This window comes from Zhengella sp., assembly GCF_041397485.1.
Classification (GTDB): domain Bacteria; phylum Pseudomonadota; class Alphaproteobacteria; order Rhizobiales; family Rhizobiaceae; genus Zhengella.
Map to the genome: position 1 here is coordinate 338,889 of NZ_JAWKWO010000002.1, position 14,039 is coordinate 352,927.

The following is a 14,039-nucleotide window of genomic DNA, read 5'->3' on the forward strand; positions in this document are numbered from 1 at the left end:
CGGCTTTCTCCGGTTCCACGGAAAAACGTCCGTGCGCCGTTTCGGTTCCTCAGCCGTTTTCCGCGTTGAGCGGAATGCCGATGGCGATCGTCAGGCCCTGGTCATGGTAGGTCCGCTCGATCGTGCCGCGCAACTCGCCGCGAATATTCGCGTCGATAAGGCGTGAGCCGAAACCCCGGCGCTCCGGTTCGCCCTCACCGGGCCGGGCCGGAAAGCGCTCGTCCCAGGTCAGCGAAAGCATCCGGCTGCCGTTTCCCGAGAGGGTCCAGCGGATGGCGAGCTTGCCATCGGTTTGCGAGCCGGCGCCATATTTGAGGGCGTTGGTGGCCAGTTCATGAATGGTCAGGGCCATGGCCTGCGTCTGCCGGGCGTCGAGGAAGACCTGCGGGCCGCCGATTTCGGTGCCGTCGAATTGCGAGCCGTAGATCTGCTGCAATTCGGTGTCGATCAGCTCGCCCAGCTCGGCGCCGCTGCCGGTGGACCGGGTCAGCAGGTCCTGCGCATTGGCCATGGACTGCAGCCGCGCCGAGAAGCTGTCGGAAAAGTCCATCAGGTCATTGCTGGCCGACGCCGTTTGCCGCGCCATGGCCTGGATGCGCGCGATGGAATTCTTGATGCGGTGCTTCATTTCCTTGAGCAGAAGGTCTTTTTCCGCCGAAGCGCTCTGCGACAGTTCCGCCAGGGCCTGCGCGTTGGCAACGGCCTGCTGCTGCCAGCGCGTGGCCGCGGACAGCGCCGTTGCCAGCAGGAAGGAGATCAGGCCCGTCAGCAACGTGTAAATGCCGGGCAAGTCGCTGGCGAAGCCGGCCCCCTCGTGAACCCGCACCTCCCAGCGCCGGCCCGCGATGTCGAATTCCCGCGTGGTGCGGTAGGAAACGGAATTGCCGGTCTCCCGGTAGGCGGGCGTGGCATAGAGCGCCTGCTGCGCGGCCGGGGCGTTGATGTCCCGCGTCATCAGTTCCACCGGCAGCGGCCGCCCTTGCAGCGCTGCCTCGTGCAGGTCGCCGGCCCGGAAGGGCGCGTAGATGAAACCGGCCGGGACGTTTCCGCCCGGTTCGGACACCGGCAGGTAGACGAGAAATCCCGCCTGCTTGATGCTCGTGATCTCCTGCACCAGCGTCACCGGCGGCGTGGCGGACACTTCGCCCGTTTGCAGCGCGCGCCACATGGCCTCCTGGCGATCCTCGCCGGAAAACATGTCGAAGCCGAGCGCGGCGCGGTTGCGCTCGTTCATCGGTTCGAGAAGCAGGATGGCGGTTCGCACCGCCTCCGTGCTTTCGGGCCACACGGCCCGGTCGAGGCCGTAGGCTTCCCGCAGCGCCGCGCGAACCTGTTCCTCTTCGCCTGGCTGGAGAATGGCCGAATAGCCGATGCCCTGGATTCCCCTGAACCGGCTGTCGAGATCGAGACCCTCCACGAAAGCGGCGAAGGAAGGCCGCGTCAGGCGTCCGTCGACGGCACGGAAATAGGCCGCCGTGGCCACCAGCAGCGCGATGTGCTGCTGTACCCGTTCCTCCACGCGGCTGACAGCCTCGTCAGCGGCAAGCTCGAAGCGCGCATGAATGGCCTGGCTCTCCGTGCGATGCACGGCTGCCGTGATTCCAAGGCCGATAAGGCCGACAAGCAAGAAGACGAGGGCTGGTCCGTATCTCTGCAACTGGCCTGACTCTTGAAAGTGTTTTCAAGACAGTATGCCGCTTTTTCCGCTGCGGGGAAGGGCAAGTTTCAGGAAACGCTGTTGGATCGGTTCACCTTGCGGAATCACCGCAAGGCACGGGTTTCTTCTCCGGTTGCGGCCTGGGCCACCAGTGCATTGGCAGGGGTCTCGGGTGCCGGCTCGTCGACGGGCCGGACGGAAGCCTGAAGTCCGTCCTGCGTGGTGACGTCCCACACGATCTCCATTTCCCGTTCATCCATCGGATCGACCGGCAGGCAGCGCGCGACCAGAACGCCGCTCCGCGTGCCGGCGCGCCCCAGAGCGGGTGCGATGGCATGCTGGCAGGCTTCAAGGGTTTCGTAGCCCGTCACGGGCGCCGGATGCACCGCGCAGCTTTCCGGCGTGTTCCCGCAGGCGATGACAAGCATGAGTGCAGCAAGATGTTCCATGGCTCCGGTCTCTCGTTGGCAGTCGGAAAACGCCGTGACACGCCACACGGTTCCGCGAACCGGATTTTCCGGACGCGGCCATGATCGAGGGAACTCTTGACCGGGCAAGACCGTTTTTCATGCGCCCCCGCGGCAGTGCCGCAAACCCCCATTTGACGAGAGGACAAACGACATGAACTGGAATCAGATCGAAGGAAACTGGGAAAAGATGAAAGGCAACGTGCAGGAGAACTGGGGCAAGCTGACCGGTGACGATCTCGATGTCATCGCCGGCAATCGCAAGCAGCTCTCCGGCAAGTTGCAGGAGCGCTACGGCAAGCAGGAAGAGGAAGCCGAGCGCGAGATTGATGACTGGCTCGCTCGCCACTGATCTTCCCATGCCAGAGACGATGGAAAAGCCCCCGGTCAGCGAATGAACCGGGGGCTTTTTTCATGGCCGCTGGTGCTCGGCCTGACTGGTTGTCATGAATGTGGAATAGCCATGTGCGTCGCCGGGCGCTTCACTCAGGATGAGCCAGGCACCGGTTGCCAGGGCTGCCGTCATGGACAGGGCGAACAGCCAGCCGCTTGAAACAGGAGGCCGCGTACGGGCGCTGCTGTCTGCGCTTTCGGTGTCATGGTCGCTCATGTTGCCTCCTTTCGGAAGCTCAATACACAAGGCCCGCGGCCGGTTCCCCAAACGGGTGGGAAGAGGGTCAGGGCTTTTTTTCCGTGCCGGCAAGCAGCCGGTGGCGTGGCTCAGCCTTGCGGCGCCTGTTCGAAGGTGAGCCGGTAGATGAAATGGTTGTCCTGCCGCTCGATCGTTCCCGTTCCGCCAACCGCCGCCGGCGCGATCCGGTCGAGAACCACGCTTGCGAAGGCGTCGGCCTGCCCGGCTTCGGAAAGGAAGTCCGGCCCGCTCGTGGTGTGGCTCCAGGTGATCTCGATCTGCCGGGGGTCGGTGCCGCTGACTTCGCATGTGACCGTGATTTCCGGGCGCGCGCCCAGCGCCGCGGCCGCTGCGATGGCATCGACGAGCAATTCATGCAGGGCCAGCCCCACATGCAGCGCCTCGTTGGGCGACAGCAACGGATCGGCGCCGTTCACGGTCATCACGGCATCGGCATGGTCAAGATATTTGGCGGCCTGTGCCCGCAGCAGTTCGCGAAACTGGGCGCCGCGCCAGCTCGAATCGGTCACCAGATCCTGCGATTGGGCCAGCGAATAGATCCGTCCGCGAAACACCGGCAGGAAGGTGGAAAGGGTCGAGGCGCCACGCGCGGTTTGCGAAACGATGCTCAGGATGATGGCCAGCAGGTTCTTCGACCGGTGGCTGACCTCGCGCAGAAGCGCCCGCAGCATCTGTTCGCGGCGGTGCTCTTCCGTCAGCTCGATGATTGTCGTGTGGATGAGCGAATCGGCGCCGTTGCCGGTGCGCGTGATGATGAATTCGAACCGGCGCTCCTCCGGTCCGGTTGTCAGCAGGTGTTCCACTTCGCCGCCCGTCTCCACGCGGTTGCGGATTTCGCCGAGCGCTGCGCCGAGCTTCTCGCCGAACATCTGCATTTCGTCGGGCTCCGCATCGGCCTTCACGTGCCAGCAGTCCGGCAGGTTCGCGATGTAGATGTAGCGTCCGTCCAGGGATTGCAGCGTCGCACCCACATAGGACTGGTTCAGCGCCCGGACGATGAAGTCCCGGAATGCGCTGTCCTTGCTTTTCTTGCTCTCCCACGTCAGGCGATGCGGCATGGCGGTAATCTACACGGGGCCTCTCAGACGGCAACAGGCGCCCGCTTGGGGCGCCTGTCATCGTCACTTGGGGAAACAATGTCCGCCACGTCACGCCCGGCGGAAAAAGCCGGCGATCAGCGAAATCACCAATGCGGCGAGGAAGATGAAGAATAGGACCTGGGCAATCCAGGCGGATGCTCCGGCAATGCCGCCGAAGCCGAGCACGCCGGCAATGATTGCCACCACAAGAAAGATCAGCGCGTAGTAAAGCATCGGTCGTCTCCTGTTTTCCGATATGGCGATCAACGTGCCCCGCTCCGGTTGGTTCCCGCAGGCGCGCGGGTCAGGCGGCGTTTTCGGCCACGGCTTCGTTGAAGAACAGCGCCTGGCTGATCAGCGCCTTCACCATTTGCGGGTTGAACGGCTTGGTGACCAGGAAGGCCGGCTCCGGCCGTTCGCCGGTGAGCAGCCGCTCCGGAAAGGCGGTAATGAAGATCACCGGCACCTGTGCGGTCTTGAGGATGTCGTTGACCGCGTCAATGCCGGAACTGCCGTCGGCGAGCTGGATGTCGGCAAGCACCATTTTCGGGTTCGTCCGGTTGAACAGGTCAACGGCCTCTGCATGGGTTCTTGCGATGCCCGTCGCGGTATGGCCCAGATCTTCCACCAGCGCCTCGATATCCATGGCGATCAGCGGCTCGTCCTCGATGATGAGGATGTCGGTGGCCACCTGCCGTGAAATGTCTTCCGCCGCCTCTTCCAGATGCGCCTCCACCATGGCTTCGTCGATTCCGAGGATCTCGGCCGCTTCGGCCGATGAGAAGGATTCCACCGATGTCAGCAGGAAAGCCTGCCGCGCGATGGGCCGCACCCGCGCCAGGTTGGCCGCCGCGCGCTGCTCCCATGCAAAGGGAGAGTCCGGTTCCGGAATTTCGACATTCGTGGAACGCAACAGGTGGGAGAAGAGTTTGAACAGGGACACCCGGTCCGAGCTTGCTGCCGGAAAAAGAGACAGATCGGCGATCAGTGCCTCCAGCGCCGCGGCAACATAAGCGTCGCCGGATGTCTGCGAACCGGTCACCGCGCGCGCGTAACGGCGCAGGTAAGGCAGATGGGCGGCAATACGGGTGGATAATGACATGCTAAAGTATCTCCCCATGTCCGGTTGGACGTTTCGGTAAAGGTCGAGACGCGTGAGCGCGAAAAAAGTTCCGCCAAAGCCGGAACTTTTTTCCGGCCAGTGCATTTTCGAACCAGATCGTACCGGGCAGGATGGAAAGGTATCGCGTGAAAAACAAAGTGAATTCAACCCGTTCCTCATCGGCAAGAGCCACGGGAGACGCCGTGTCGCGCCGCCTGCGCGATTATTATGATTCAGTCAAGGAAGAGGGCATTCCCGATCGTTTTCTTGACCTTCTGGAGCGGCTCGACGCGGTCGACAGCCAGTCCGCGCCGCGTGAGAAGGCATCCGCGGAGAATGGCCGTGAGTGAGGCTGGCGACCGGACAGACGCTCCGTCCGCCGATGACAGGGCGTTCAAGCGATCGATGCTGGCGGCCTTGCCGAACCTGCGCGCCTTTGCCGTTTCGCTCACCGGCAAGCATGACAAAGCCGATGACCTCGTCCAGGAAACGATCATGAAGGCCTGGTCGAAGCAGCACCTGTTCCAGCCGGGCTCGAACATGAACGCCTGGCTCTTCACCATTCTGCGCAACGAGTTTTACAGCCAGATGCGCAAGCGTGGGCGCGAAATACAGGATTCCGATGGCCTGTTCACCGAGCGCATGTCGGTTCACCCGGCGCAATATGGCGCGCTCGACCTGCAGGACTTCCGCGCCGCGCTCGACCAGCTTCCGGCCGACCAGCGCGAGGCGATCATTCTCGTCGGTGCATCCGGCTTCGCCTATGAGGAAGCCGCCGAGATTTGCGGCTGCGCCATCGGCACGATTAAGAGCCGCGTCAATCGCGCGCGAAACCGGCTTGCCGAACTGCTTTCGGTCTCCGGCGAGGGTGACTACGGGCCGGACGAGATTTCCGCCACCGTCACCAAGCGCGCTTTCGCCGGCTGAGACCGCGCTGGCGGTGGATCGCCCGGATGACGCAAGCGCTCCGCTCAGGCCGGCTCGTCCGGCATGGGACGGGTGGCCAGTGCCCGTTCAACGGCCTTGAGCAGGAGGCTGTTGGCAAACGGTTTGCCGACATGCGGCCAGGGGCTTTGCGCGTTCACCACCCCGTCGGATGCGCTGACGAGGACAACGCCCGCGCCTTCCGGAAGAAAGCCGGTCAGCCGGGTCACGAAACAGGTGGTGAGTTCGGGACAGTCGCAGATCACCAGATCCCAGGCGTCCGAAGGCGCCTTGGCGAGGTCCGTCACGATCATCGCCTCGCATTGGTAGATGTCGCCGACGATGCGCTCGATATCGATCGCGATGAGCGGTTCGGGCTCGACGATGAGCAGCCGCAGGCATTCTCCGGACATGGATGATCCCTTCATGGAAAAACTTAGAATGAACTTTTTCCCGGCCGTGTCATTTAACTATGACATGGCGGACGCTTGCGCAGCGGAACCTTCCGGGCCGCAAGGCGTTGCGGCATGGCTGGAGGTTCCATGACGGCGAAATTCTCGGTTCAACGTGGAAAGACCCACTGCTCGCATTGTCCGCTGCGGGCCAATGACTGCTATCGTGAATTCTCCGAACCGGAACTGGCATTCGTGAGCGGCTTCAAGAAGGGCGAACTGGCGGTGGACAAGGGCGCGACCATTCTGGTCGAGGGCGCCCATAGCGCGCATCTCTTCACCGTCCTCGAAGGCATCGCCTTTCGCTACAAGGTTCTGCCCGATGGCCGCCGGCAGATCCTCAATTACGCGATGCCCGGCGATCTCGTCGGCCTGCAAGGTACTCTGATGGGCGAAATGCAGCACACGGTGGAAGCGCTGACCGACGTGCAGCTCTGTGTCTTCGAGCGGAACCGCCTGTCATCCCTGTTCGAGGCGCATCCCGATCTGGCCTTTGACATCACCTGGATCGCCGCGCAGGAGGAGCGCATTCTCGACGAACATCTCCTGTCCATCGGCCGGCGCACGGCGCTTGAGCGCGCGGCCTACCTCCTCGCCTTCCTGGACCACCGCAGCCGCCAGTCCGGTGCAAACGACGCAAGCGCGCAGCGCCTGCCCGTCACCCAGCAGCACATGGCCGATACGCTCGGCCTTTCGCTCGTCCACACCAACAAGACGTTACGCAAGCTGGCGCGCCGCCAGATGATCCGCTGGACCGACCACGGCTGTGTCGTGGCCGACCGCGATGCGCTCGAACGAACGGCGGGATGGACGCCGGACGATACCCGTAAACGCCCCTTCATCTGAGGAATGCCGCCATGCGCGTTGCTGCCGTTCTGAACCGGGAGGGAGGCACGATCCGAACCGTCGATGTCGACCGCCTCTGCACCGATCTTGGTGCGGCCTTCAGCCATGCCGGACGGGCCTTCGAGTGCCACGTCACGGACGGCGCCAACCTGATCGGCGCGCTGCGCGAGCAGGCAGGCCGCCACGACATCGACTGCATTGTCGCCGGCGGAGGCGACGGCACGGTATCCGCCGCCGCCGCTGAATGCTGGAAATCGGGCAAGGCGCTTGGCATCCTGCCTGCCGGCACGATGAACTTCTTTGCGCGCACGCTCGGCATACCCCTGAACATGCCCGATGCCATCGCGGCCCTGGCCGGCGCGCCCGAGGCACACGCCGATATTGCCATTGCCAATGACCGCCCCTTCATCCACCAGTACTCGGTTGGCATGCAGCCGCGCATGGTGATCGAAAGGGAGCGCCGGGAGTACAACGCATCGCGGCTGGGCAAGATACTGGCCAGCGCGCGCGCCGCGCTCTCACCGCTGATCCGGCCACCCTCCTTTCGCGCCCGGATAACCGCCGACGGCAACCACTCGCGGCGCCGGCTAAGCCTCCTGGTGGTTTCCGCCAATCCCCATGGGCACGGGCATCTGCCCTATCCCGATACCTGGGATCTCGGCCGCCTCGGCATGTATCTGGCCCGCCCGCTCGAACCCCGTGCCAGCGTGCAGTTGGCCGCCGATCTGACATTGGGAAGCTGGGATGGAAATCCGGACCTGGAGACGGCCACGGCGAGCGAAGTGGTGCTTGAATTCCCCCGGCTCAAGCCCGGTTCCATGGCCCTCGTCGACGGCGAACTGGTGGAACTGGAGGCGCGCGTCGCGATCCGTCTGGAACGCAAGGCCCTTCGCGTCTTGAGCCCACTGGCGGCAGGGACCGGCGCCGCCGCGTCGGGCCGGCAGGAAATGCCCGGCCAGCCCGTCCTGCTTTGACGGGCGCGGATGCCACCCGTTCGCAACCCATCGAAATAAGGCCTCCGCGACGGGTGACGCGGAGGCCTTCGCGCTGCGCCGTGCAGCAGGTTGCGGCGCTTCTGGCGTGGTTCAGTCGGCGACGATCGCGCGCATCATCCACAAGGCTTTCTCATGGAATGTCAGGCGCTGCGTCAGCATGTCCTCGGTCACGACATCGCCGGCATCGCCAGCCTTGCCGGCTGCCTCGCGCATGGTCCGGACGGCCTTTTCATGGGTCTCGATCAGATCCTCCACCATCGCCTTGGCGCTGGAGTGATCGACCGATTTTTCCCCCGGCGCGAAATGGGATGTTTCGGCAAACGACACCGGCGCGAGATGACCCAGCGCACGAATGCGCTCGGCGATCGTGTCGGCCGCGGCGAACAGTTCCTCGTAATGGTCCTCTGTCAGTTCATGCAGTGGCTTGAACAACGGGCCGACCACGTTCCAGTGATAGACATGGCTCTTGACGGTCAGCCGGTATGTGTCTTCGAGAATCCCGGTCAGAAGGCCGGACATCTCCTTGCAGTAGTCGGCTGACAGGCCGATATTGATCTTTTCCGCGTGGGCTTCCGGTTTCAGGACTGCGGTAACATTCGACATGGAATCGGTCTCCTTCGGTCAGGGTTGGGGGAGCGGACAGGGTTCAGCCTTCGCCCAGGCCCGTCTCGCTCTGGTCGACGGCGGTATCGATCGCTTCGCCGTAGATGGCGATTCCGGCCCAGGCGATCATGGCGACAAGCAGGCCGGCGGCGAGGATCACGAGAACGGGGCGTCCCCGCTCTCCCTGGCGGGCTTCCTTTGGCTTCAGCGGGCGGTTCATGACGTCTCCTTTCTGGTGGTGGCGTTCATGGTCATGCATTGTCCGGATCCGATGTGCCGGCCTGGGCGGCCGCGAGCGCCACGACGGCAGCGAGCCCGAGGCCGAGCAAGCCCGCCTTTCTTTGCAGAAGGGGGGCAGCGCCCAATGCGGCATAGGCGGCAATGCGGCGTCCGGTGTCGTCCTGTTCGGCACGCTTGCGGTCTCGCCATTTCAGAAACGAGAGAACGGCCAGGATGCATAGCGCGAGCGCGGCCAGCAGGGCCGATCCGACGCCTGCGGCTGCGGGAACACCCCAGGCCCGCGCCGCCAGGGCGACAGCGGCGGCAAGGCCGACCGCCCATGCGCTCAACAGCAGGAAACAGGCCAGCGCCATCAGCAGGCCGTTGCGCTTGCGCCGTGCAACGGCAGCCTCCACGTCGCTGGAGATCAGCGAAAAGGCCAGGGGCAGCAGTTTCAGCATTGCTGTCAGCGGCGCATGAGCAGCGCGACCAGAAAGCCGATGCCTGCCGCTATGCCGAGCGTCTGCACCGGTTTGCGGCGCACTTCCTCGCGCAGCATCACCTCCAGCCGGTCCAGTTCGCCACGCGCATTGGCGAGGACTTCGCGGGACGCATTCATCGCTTCGTCCGCGCGGGCCGTGGCGTTCGATTTGGCTTCCCCGGCCTTCGAGGCGCCGAAGTCGCCGATCGTCCGCGTCAGCCTGGAAATGTCGCTCTTCAGCTCCTCGACCTGCGCCTGGATGTCGGCCGCGGTCGTGGTTCCGTTGCTCTTTTCGGAAGCAGCACGTTGCGTGGCAGTCGCCATCGATGTCTCCTTTCGTTCGATCAGTTGAAGAACGTGTTCGGCAAAACGAAGTTCCGTCTCCGGGCCGCTGAACGCCAGAAACCGGCCGCGTGATGCGGCCGGTTTCCGTAAAACAGGGGTCAGCGATGCTTAGCGAAGCAGCATCTGATCCCGGTTGGTGGCATAGGTGGCCTCGTCATAGGAGGGCTGCTGTTCCAGCTGCTCCTCCGTGAACCGCGTGAAGATGCGGTGTTCGCCGTTGCCATTGCGCATGATCTGCAGTTCCCTGGCGTCCAGGGCGACAGGCTTCTCGCCAAGCCCCAGGAAGCCGCCGACATCGACCACATAGGCTTCGATCTGGCCGTCAGCGGTCAGGATGACATCGCCGATCTCGCCAAGATCCTCGTCATTGGCGCCATAGACCGAGGTGCCAAGCAGGTTTTCGGCACTCATCTCGCCCTGCTGCGTGGCTGTCCAGCCGTCACGGTTCACCGCCGCTGTCGTTTCCCGGTCCACCGCGTTGCGGTCGTCCGTGGCCGCCATGTTGTCCTGACGGTCGGTCTGGTCCATCTGCTCGTCGGAGGCCATGCGGTCCTGACGGTTGGTCTGGTCCATCTGTTCGTCGGAGGCCACGCGGTCCTGACGGTTGGTCTGGTCCATCTGCTCGTCGGAGGCCATGCGGTCCTGACGCTGGCCGTTGTTTTCCACGCTGGCGGTGTCAAAGGACGGTGCGGCTTCCAGTTCCTCGCGGGTGGCCGAAATCATCAGCCAGCGCTCGCCGTCGCGATCGACCCAGCTCAGCTTGTCGAAATCCACGGCGACGTTTTTCTCGCCGATGCCGAGAAAGCCGCCAACGCCGATCACAACGGCTTCGGCCTGGCCATCCTGGCCCATGACAACGTCATTGACGTCGCCGACATTGTCGTAATTGTCCATCATCGCGGTCTGCCGTGCGGCCTGGTCCGTCGCGGCCTCGTTGCCGTCAAGGGCTTCCGCCGTACGGTCGCCATCGGCCATGCCGGCATCCTGGTTGTCGTTCATCGCACCGGCGGCCTGCTGGCCATTGGCGGCCTGGCCGTCAACACGGCCATCCTGTGCGGCCGTCGTGCCGTTGGTGCCATAGCCGCTGGACTGGTCATCCTGGTTCATGGCCGCACCGCGTTCGCCCGAACGCTCGGTATAGACCGTCGCGCCAAGCAGGTTCGACGCCAGGATCTGCTTGTTGGACGCTTCGAAATAACCGGTCTCGGACGTCATGTCCTGGCCGGCATCCTGTGAAAAGACGGGCTGACCGCCCTGCGTCATGTCCTTGGATGCTTCATGATCGGCTGCCATGGCTCCCGATGTCATCAGGGCAACCATTGCAGTGGTGGCGAAAAGCTTGGTGAGCATGTTACGTTTCCTCTGTATGTCCGGGTGGCATATGGCCGCGTGGCGCAAGAAGACGTTTTCCAGACGCTTGCGCTGCGCGGCGCTCTGTCGACGCACTGTCAATGAACGATTGCGCGCCTTGTTCCCGGACGTGGAAGATTTCTGTCACCTTTGCTCTTTTGCGGCCCCGGAACCCCGCGCCTGCAATCCCGTTCTTCCTCAAGCAGATGAAGGGAGATGACGGATGCAGAAAGCCGAGATACTGGCCATCGAACCCCTGACGCGCGACGTGCATCGCTTCCGCATGACGCGCCCGCAAGGGTTCGACTATCAGCCTGGCGATGCGACCGAACTGGCCTTGGACCGCGAAGGCTGGCGCGACGAGACCCGGCCGTTCACCATGACGTCGCTTCCCGCCCAGGAAACGCTCGAATTCACCATCAAGCGCTACCCGGACCACGATGGCGTCACCTGCCGCATTCATGAATTGCTGGTGGGCGAGGCGATCTGCATCGCCGAACCCTTCAGGACCTTCCGCTACAAGGGCAGGGGCGTCTTCATTGCCGGCGGCGCCGGCCTGACGCCTTTCCTGGCAATCCTGCGCGATCTGAAATCCCGCAACGAACTGGCCGGCAATACACTTGTCTTCGCCAACAAGACCGAACAGGACATCATCTGCCGCGACGAACTGGACAAGATGCCCGGTCTGAAGGTTGTTCATGTCCTGTCGGAGGAAAGAAGGAGCGGCATGCATCACGGCTTGGTCGATGAAGACCTGCTGGGCGAGGTGACCGGCGGCGACCTTGACCGGCAATTCTATGTCTGCGGCCCGCCGCCGATGATGGAAGCGGTGAAGGGACATCTGGCTGCGGCCGGCGTTCGCCCCGATGCCGTCAGCCTCGACGAATAGGCCTTCGATCAGCCGCAGGGATGTTACAGCCGTTCATCCCATGTGACCGGCGGGACCGGTCGCTTGCCACGGTCTCGCCCTGTTTCGTTCCTACCCGCGCCGGCAACACAAGGAAAAACCGCGGGTAGATCATGAAAAAGCACACTCTTCTTGCCGCCGCGCTTGCCGTGGCCGCCACCCCTCTCGCGCTGGAAACGGCATCGGCCCAGTGTGGCGGCGCCTCCTGGTATGCCCTCACCTCCAGAACCGCTTCGGGCGAACGGATGAACCCGGCTGCCATGACCGCCGCCCATCGCACCTTGCCCTTCGGCACGCGCGTCAAGGTCACGAACCAGCACAATGGCCGCTCGGTGATCGTTCGCATCAATGACCGCGGCCCCTTCGTGAAGGGCCGGATCATTGACCTTTCCAAGGCTGCGGCCGGCAAGCTCGGCTTCATTTCCCGCGGCCATACCAATGTCTGCTTCGTAAAGGGCTGAAAGGTCTTGCCCGCTACAGCGGCGCGTCAGCCTGGCCGGCGTTTGGCGTCTGCGGGAAAGGCGTCGCGCAGATAGCCCAGCGTGGACAGCGCGTCGACGGGCCGGCCGAAGAAATAGCCCTGTCCGCCGGCACAGCCGAAGTCGACCAGCATTTCCGCCTGGGCTTCTTCCTCGATGCCCTCCGCCACGACGTCCATGCCGAGTCCGTCGCACATTGCCAGGATCGCCTTGACAATGTGTTCGGAAGGTCGGTCGCGCAGGATTTCGGAGATGAAGGCGCGGTCGATCTTCAGCTTGTCGAACGGGATCTCCCGCAACCGGCCGAGCGACGATTGCCCGGTGCCGAAATCGTCGAGCGAAACGCGGATGCCCACGCTGCGCAGGTCGTCGATGATCTACTTGGCCGAAGCCGGATGGCTCATCACGCCGGTTTCCGTGATCTCGATCTCCAGCCGCCAGGCGTCGAATCCGTTCCGGTCGAGGATCGACAGGATGGTCAGGCCCGTATTGGGATCGACGAGTTGCGACGGCGACAGGTTGAAGGAAAGGAACAGGTGGTCCGGCCATGTGCGCGCCGCTTGCGTGGCCTTGTGCAGCAGCAATCGCGACAGCTCGCCGATAATGCCGCGTTCTTCGGCAATCGGAATGAAGGCGGATGGCGGCACCGGGCCGAGATCGCGGTCGTTCCAGCGCGCGAGGCATTCGAAGCCGATGGTCGCCCGCGACTTCAGATCCACGATCGGCTGGAAATGCGGCTCCACCTCGCCCGCCGAGATCGCGCGCCGCAGCGCCTGCTCGATATGCGTGACCCGCCGCGCAGCCTCTTCCATCGCGCGGCTGAAGATCTTCGCCTTCGAGCGGGCCGAGCGCTTGGCGTGGTAAAGCGCCGTCTCCGCCTTGTGGAAAAGCGCATCGGCATCGTCATCGGCATTGTAGTAGAGCGCCCCGCCAATGGAGGCGCCCAGCCGTGCCGTGCGGTCGCCGAGGTCGTAAGGCGCTGAAATCACCTCCAGCAGCATCTCGGCATGATCGCGTGCCGCCTTTTCGGTGAAGACCGAGGGATAGAGGATGGCGAATTCGTCGCCGCCGATCCGCGCCACGAAGGCGCCTTCGTCCAGAGCGTTGCGAAGGCGCAGCGCCACCTGCAGCAGGATGTCGTCGCCGGCCATGCGGCCGAACAGGTCGTTGATGGGCTTGAAGCCGTCGAGGTCGATGATGCAGATGGTGAACGGAACCGGATCGTCCGCCGTATCGGCGATCTGGCGTGCAACCTTTTCCGAAAAGCGCTGGCGGTTGCCAAGCCCCGTCAGCGGATCCGTCAGGACGAGTTCTTTACTGGCCTGCGGTCGGAAGCCTGTTTTTCCGGACGTATGCATGACGCCCCTGTTTCGTCACCTCGATCCGGACGAGTCTCAAGGGGAAGTCTGAATATTTCGTGATATTCGAACTATAAGATCAGACCTGCCGTCCGTCTTCGCGACCACGGCCCCGCGGCATGG

Annotated in this window: 19 protein-coding genes and 1 pseudogene; 7 read left to right on the forward strand and 13 right to left on the reverse strand. The window is 63.7% G+C overall.

Annotation, left to right across the window (positions count from 1 at the left end; genetic code table 11):
* Positions 1–49: 49 nt before the first annotated feature.
* Together R3D65_RS07670 and R3D65_RS07675 are read right to left on the reverse strand one after the other, a co-directional pair.
* Positions 50–1,657 (reverse strand): CHASE domain-containing protein, encoded by a 1,608-nt coding sequence (locus R3D65_RS07670; protein WP_371274625.1) that lies wholly within the window; start codon positions 1,655–1,657, stop codon positions 50–52.
* A 104-nt stretch (positions 1,658–1,761) separates the two neighbouring features.
* Positions 1,762–2,106, reverse strand: coding sequence for a hypothetical protein (locus R3D65_RS07675; RefSeq protein WP_371274626.1), 345 nt, complete (start codon positions 2,104–2,106; stop codon positions 1,762–1,764).
* Positions 2,107–2,278: 172 nt separating this feature from the next.
* On the opposite strand from R3D65_RS07675, the gene R3D65_RS07680 reads away from it, so the two are divergent.
* Complete coding sequence (locus R3D65_RS07680) at positions 2,279–2,476, forward strand: CsbD family protein (protein WP_371274627.1); 198 nt, start codon at positions 2,279–2,281, stop codon at positions 2,474–2,476.
* A 60-nt stretch (positions 2,477–2,536) separates the two neighbouring features.
* Here the strand turns inward: R3D65_RS07680 and R3D65_RS07685 are convergent, their stop codons facing one another.
* From R3D65_RS07685 to R3D65_RS07700, 4 genes are all read right to left on the reverse strand, one after another.
* Positions 2,537–2,734: a hypothetical protein gene (locus R3D65_RS07685; RefSeq protein ID WP_371274628.1), complete on the reverse strand. Its 198-nt coding sequence runs from the start codon at positions 2,732–2,734 to the stop codon at positions 2,537–2,539.
* Positions 2,735–2,844: 110 nt separating this feature from the next.
* Positions 2,845–3,834: a sensor histidine kinase gene (locus tag R3D65_RS07690; RefSeq protein ID WP_371274629.1), complete on the reverse strand. Its 990-nt coding sequence runs from the start codon at positions 3,832–3,834 to the stop codon at positions 2,845–2,847.
* A gap of 90 nt (positions 3,835–3,924) precedes the next feature.
* Positions 3,925–4,089 (reverse strand): DUF1328 domain-containing protein, encoded by a 165-nt coding sequence (locus R3D65_RS07695; RefSeq protein WP_371274630.1) that lies wholly within the window; start codon positions 4,087–4,089, stop codon positions 3,925–3,927.
* A gap of 70 nt (positions 4,090–4,159) precedes the next feature.
* Complete coding sequence (locus R3D65_RS07700; protein WP_371274631.1) at positions 4,160–4,957, reverse strand: response regulator; 798 nt, start codon at positions 4,955–4,957, stop codon at positions 4,160–4,162.
* A 203-nt stretch (positions 4,958–5,160) separates the two neighbouring features.
* Here R3D65_RS07700 and R3D65_RS07705 point away from each other — a divergent pair, with 203 nt between their 5' ends.
* Positions 5,161–5,307 (forward strand): NepR family anti-sigma factor, encoded by a 147-nt coding sequence (locus tag R3D65_RS07705; RefSeq protein WP_371274632.1) that lies wholly within the window; start codon positions 5,161–5,163, stop codon positions 5,305–5,307.
* Positions 5,300–5,884, forward strand: a complete 585-nt coding sequence (locus R3D65_RS07710; RefSeq protein WP_371274633.1) for an RNA polymerase sigma factor — start codon at positions 5,300–5,302, stop codon at positions 5,882–5,884. The genes R3D65_RS07705 and R3D65_RS07710 overlap by 8 nt, the downstream gene beginning before the upstream one ends.
* A 44-nt stretch (positions 5,885–5,928) precedes the next feature.
* On the opposite strand, the gene R3D65_RS07715 is transcribed toward R3D65_RS07710, so the two are convergent.
* Positions 5,929–6,294, reverse strand: a complete 366-nt coding sequence (locus tag R3D65_RS07715) for a hypothetical protein (protein ID WP_371274634.1) — start codon at positions 6,292–6,294, stop codon at positions 5,929–5,931.
* A gap of 129 nt (positions 6,295–6,423) precedes the next feature.
* Between R3D65_RS07715 and R3D65_RS07720 the strand changes: the two genes are divergently transcribed.
* Entirely contained in the window at positions 6,424–7,179 is a 756-nt protein-coding gene (locus R3D65_RS07720; protein ID WP_371274635.1) for a Crp/Fnr family transcriptional regulator, read from the forward strand.
* 11 nt (positions 7,180–7,190) lie between these two features.
* Complete coding sequence (locus R3D65_RS07725) at positions 7,191–8,153, forward strand: diacylglycerol kinase family protein (RefSeq protein ID WP_371274636.1); 963 nt, start codon at positions 7,191–7,193, stop codon at positions 8,151–8,153.
* Positions 8,154–8,264: 111 nt separating this feature from the next.
* Here R3D65_RS07725 and R3D65_RS07730 read toward each other — a convergent pair whose 3' ends face one another.
* The 5 genes from R3D65_RS07730 to R3D65_RS07750 all read right to left on the reverse strand — a co-directional run bounded on the left by R3D65_RS07730 (position 8,265) and on the right by R3D65_RS07750 (position 11,172).
* Positions 8,265–8,777 carry a Dps family protein gene (locus tag R3D65_RS07730; protein ID WP_371274637.1) on the reverse strand — a complete coding sequence of 171 codons (513 nt, stop codon included), beginning with the start codon at positions 8,775–8,777 and terminating at the stop codon, positions 8,265–8,267.
* Positions 8,778–8,820: 43 nt separating this feature from the next.
* Entirely contained in the window at positions 8,821–8,997 is a 177-nt protein-coding gene (locus R3D65_RS07735; RefSeq protein WP_371274638.1) for a hypothetical protein, read from the reverse strand.
* 31 nt (positions 8,998–9,028) lie between these two features.
* A complete protein-coding gene (locus R3D65_RS07740) occupies positions 9,029–9,457 on the reverse strand; it encodes a hypothetical protein (protein ID WP_371274639.1) in 429 nt (142 codons plus the stop codon).
* 5 nt (positions 9,458–9,462) lie between these two features.
* The gene (locus R3D65_RS07745) at positions 9,463–9,801 is read right to left on the reverse strand and encodes a YqjD family protein (protein WP_371274640.1); all 339 of its coding nucleotides are present in this window, start codon (positions 9,799–9,801) and stop codon (positions 9,463–9,465) included.
* Between the two features lie 129 nt (positions 9,802–9,930).
* Entirely contained in the window at positions 9,931–11,172 is a 1,242-nt protein-coding gene (locus R3D65_RS07750) for a PRC-barrel domain-containing protein (protein ID WP_371274641.1), read from the reverse strand.
* A gap of 223 nt (positions 11,173–11,395) precedes the next feature.
* Between R3D65_RS07750 and R3D65_RS07755 the strand changes: the two genes are divergently transcribed.
* Together R3D65_RS07755 and R3D65_RS07760 are read left to right on the forward strand one after the other, a co-directional pair.
* Positions 11,396–12,061 carry a flavodoxin reductase gene (locus tag R3D65_RS07755; RefSeq protein ID WP_371274642.1) on the forward strand — a complete coding sequence of 222 codons (666 nt, stop codon included), beginning with the start codon at positions 11,396–11,398 and terminating at the stop codon, positions 12,059–12,061.
* Between the two features lie 131 nt (positions 12,062–12,192).
* Positions 12,193–12,540, forward strand: a complete 348-nt coding sequence (locus R3D65_RS07760; RefSeq protein WP_371274643.1) for a septal ring lytic transglycosylase RlpA family protein — start codon at positions 12,193–12,195, stop codon at positions 12,538–12,540.
* A gap of 26 nt (positions 12,541–12,566) precedes the next feature.
* Here R3D65_RS07760 and R3D65_RS07765 read toward each other — a convergent pair.
* Positions 12,567–13,916 (reverse strand): annotated as a pseudogene (locus R3D65_RS07765) (putative bifunctional diguanylate cyclase/phosphodiesterase).
* Between the last annotated feature and the right edge of the window lie 123 nt (positions 13,917–14,039).

Bases quoted from the DNA above. Each gene is read 5' to 3' on its own strand.
- R3D65_RS07675 (WP_371274626.1), bottom strand. From the start codon at position 2,106: ATGGAACATCTTGCTGCACTCATGCTTGTCATCGCCTGCGGGAACACG.
- R3D65_RS07680 (WP_371274627.1), top strand. From the start codon at position 2,279: ATGAACTGGAATCAGATCGAAGGAAACTGGGAAAAGATGAAAGGCAAC.
- R3D65_RS07685 (WP_371274628.1), bottom strand. From the start codon at position 2,734: ATGAGCGACCATGACACCGAAAGCGCAGACAGCAGCGCCCGTACGCGG.
- R3D65_RS07690 (WP_371274629.1), bottom strand. From the start codon at position 3,834: ATGCCGCATCGCCTGACGTGGGAGAGCAAGAAAAGCAAGGACAGCGCA.
- R3D65_RS07695 (WP_371274630.1), bottom strand. From the start codon at position 4,089: ATGCTTTACTACGCGCTGATCTTTCTTGTGGTGGCAATCATTGCCGGC.
- R3D65_RS07700 (WP_371274631.1), bottom strand. From the start codon at position 4,957: ATGTCATTATCCACCCGTATTGCCGCCCATCTGCCTTACCTGCGCCGT.
- R3D65_RS07715 (WP_371274634.1), bottom strand. From the start codon at position 6,294: ATGTCCGGAGAATGCCTGCGGCTGCTCATCGTCGAGCCCGAACCGCTC.
- R3D65_RS07720 (WP_371274635.1), top strand. From the start codon at position 6,424: ATGACGGCGAAATTCTCGGTTCAACGTGGAAAGACCCACTGCTCGCAT.
- R3D65_RS07725 (WP_371274636.1), top strand. From the start codon at position 7,191: ATGCGCGTTGCTGCCGTTCTGAACCGGGAGGGAGGCACGATCCGAACC.
- R3D65_RS07730 (WP_371274637.1), bottom strand. From the start codon at position 8,777: ATGTCGAATGTTACCGCAGTCCTGAAACCGGAAGCCCACGCGGAAAAG.
- R3D65_RS07735 (WP_371274638.1), bottom strand. From the start codon at position 8,997: ATGAACCGCCCGCTGAAGCCAAAGGAAGCCCGCCAGGGAGAGCGGGGA.
- R3D65_RS07740 (WP_371274639.1), bottom strand. From the start codon at position 9,457: ATGCTGAAACTGCTGCCCCTGGCCTTTTCGCTGATCTCCAGCGACGTG.
- R3D65_RS07745 (WP_371274640.1), bottom strand. From the start codon at position 9,801: ATGGCGACTGCCACGCAACGTGCTGCTTCCGAAAAGAGCAACGGAACC.
- R3D65_RS07750 (WP_371274641.1), bottom strand. From the start codon at position 11,172: ATGCTCACCAAGCTTTTCGCCACCACTGCAATGGTTGCCCTGATGACA.
- R3D65_RS07755 (WP_371274642.1), top strand. From the start codon at position 11,396: ATGCAGAAAGCCGAGATACTGGCCATCGAACCCCTGACGCGCGACGTG.
- R3D65_RS07760 (WP_371274643.1), top strand. From the start codon at position 12,193: ATGAAAAAGCACACTCTTCTTGCCGCCGCGCTTGCCGTGGCCGCCACC.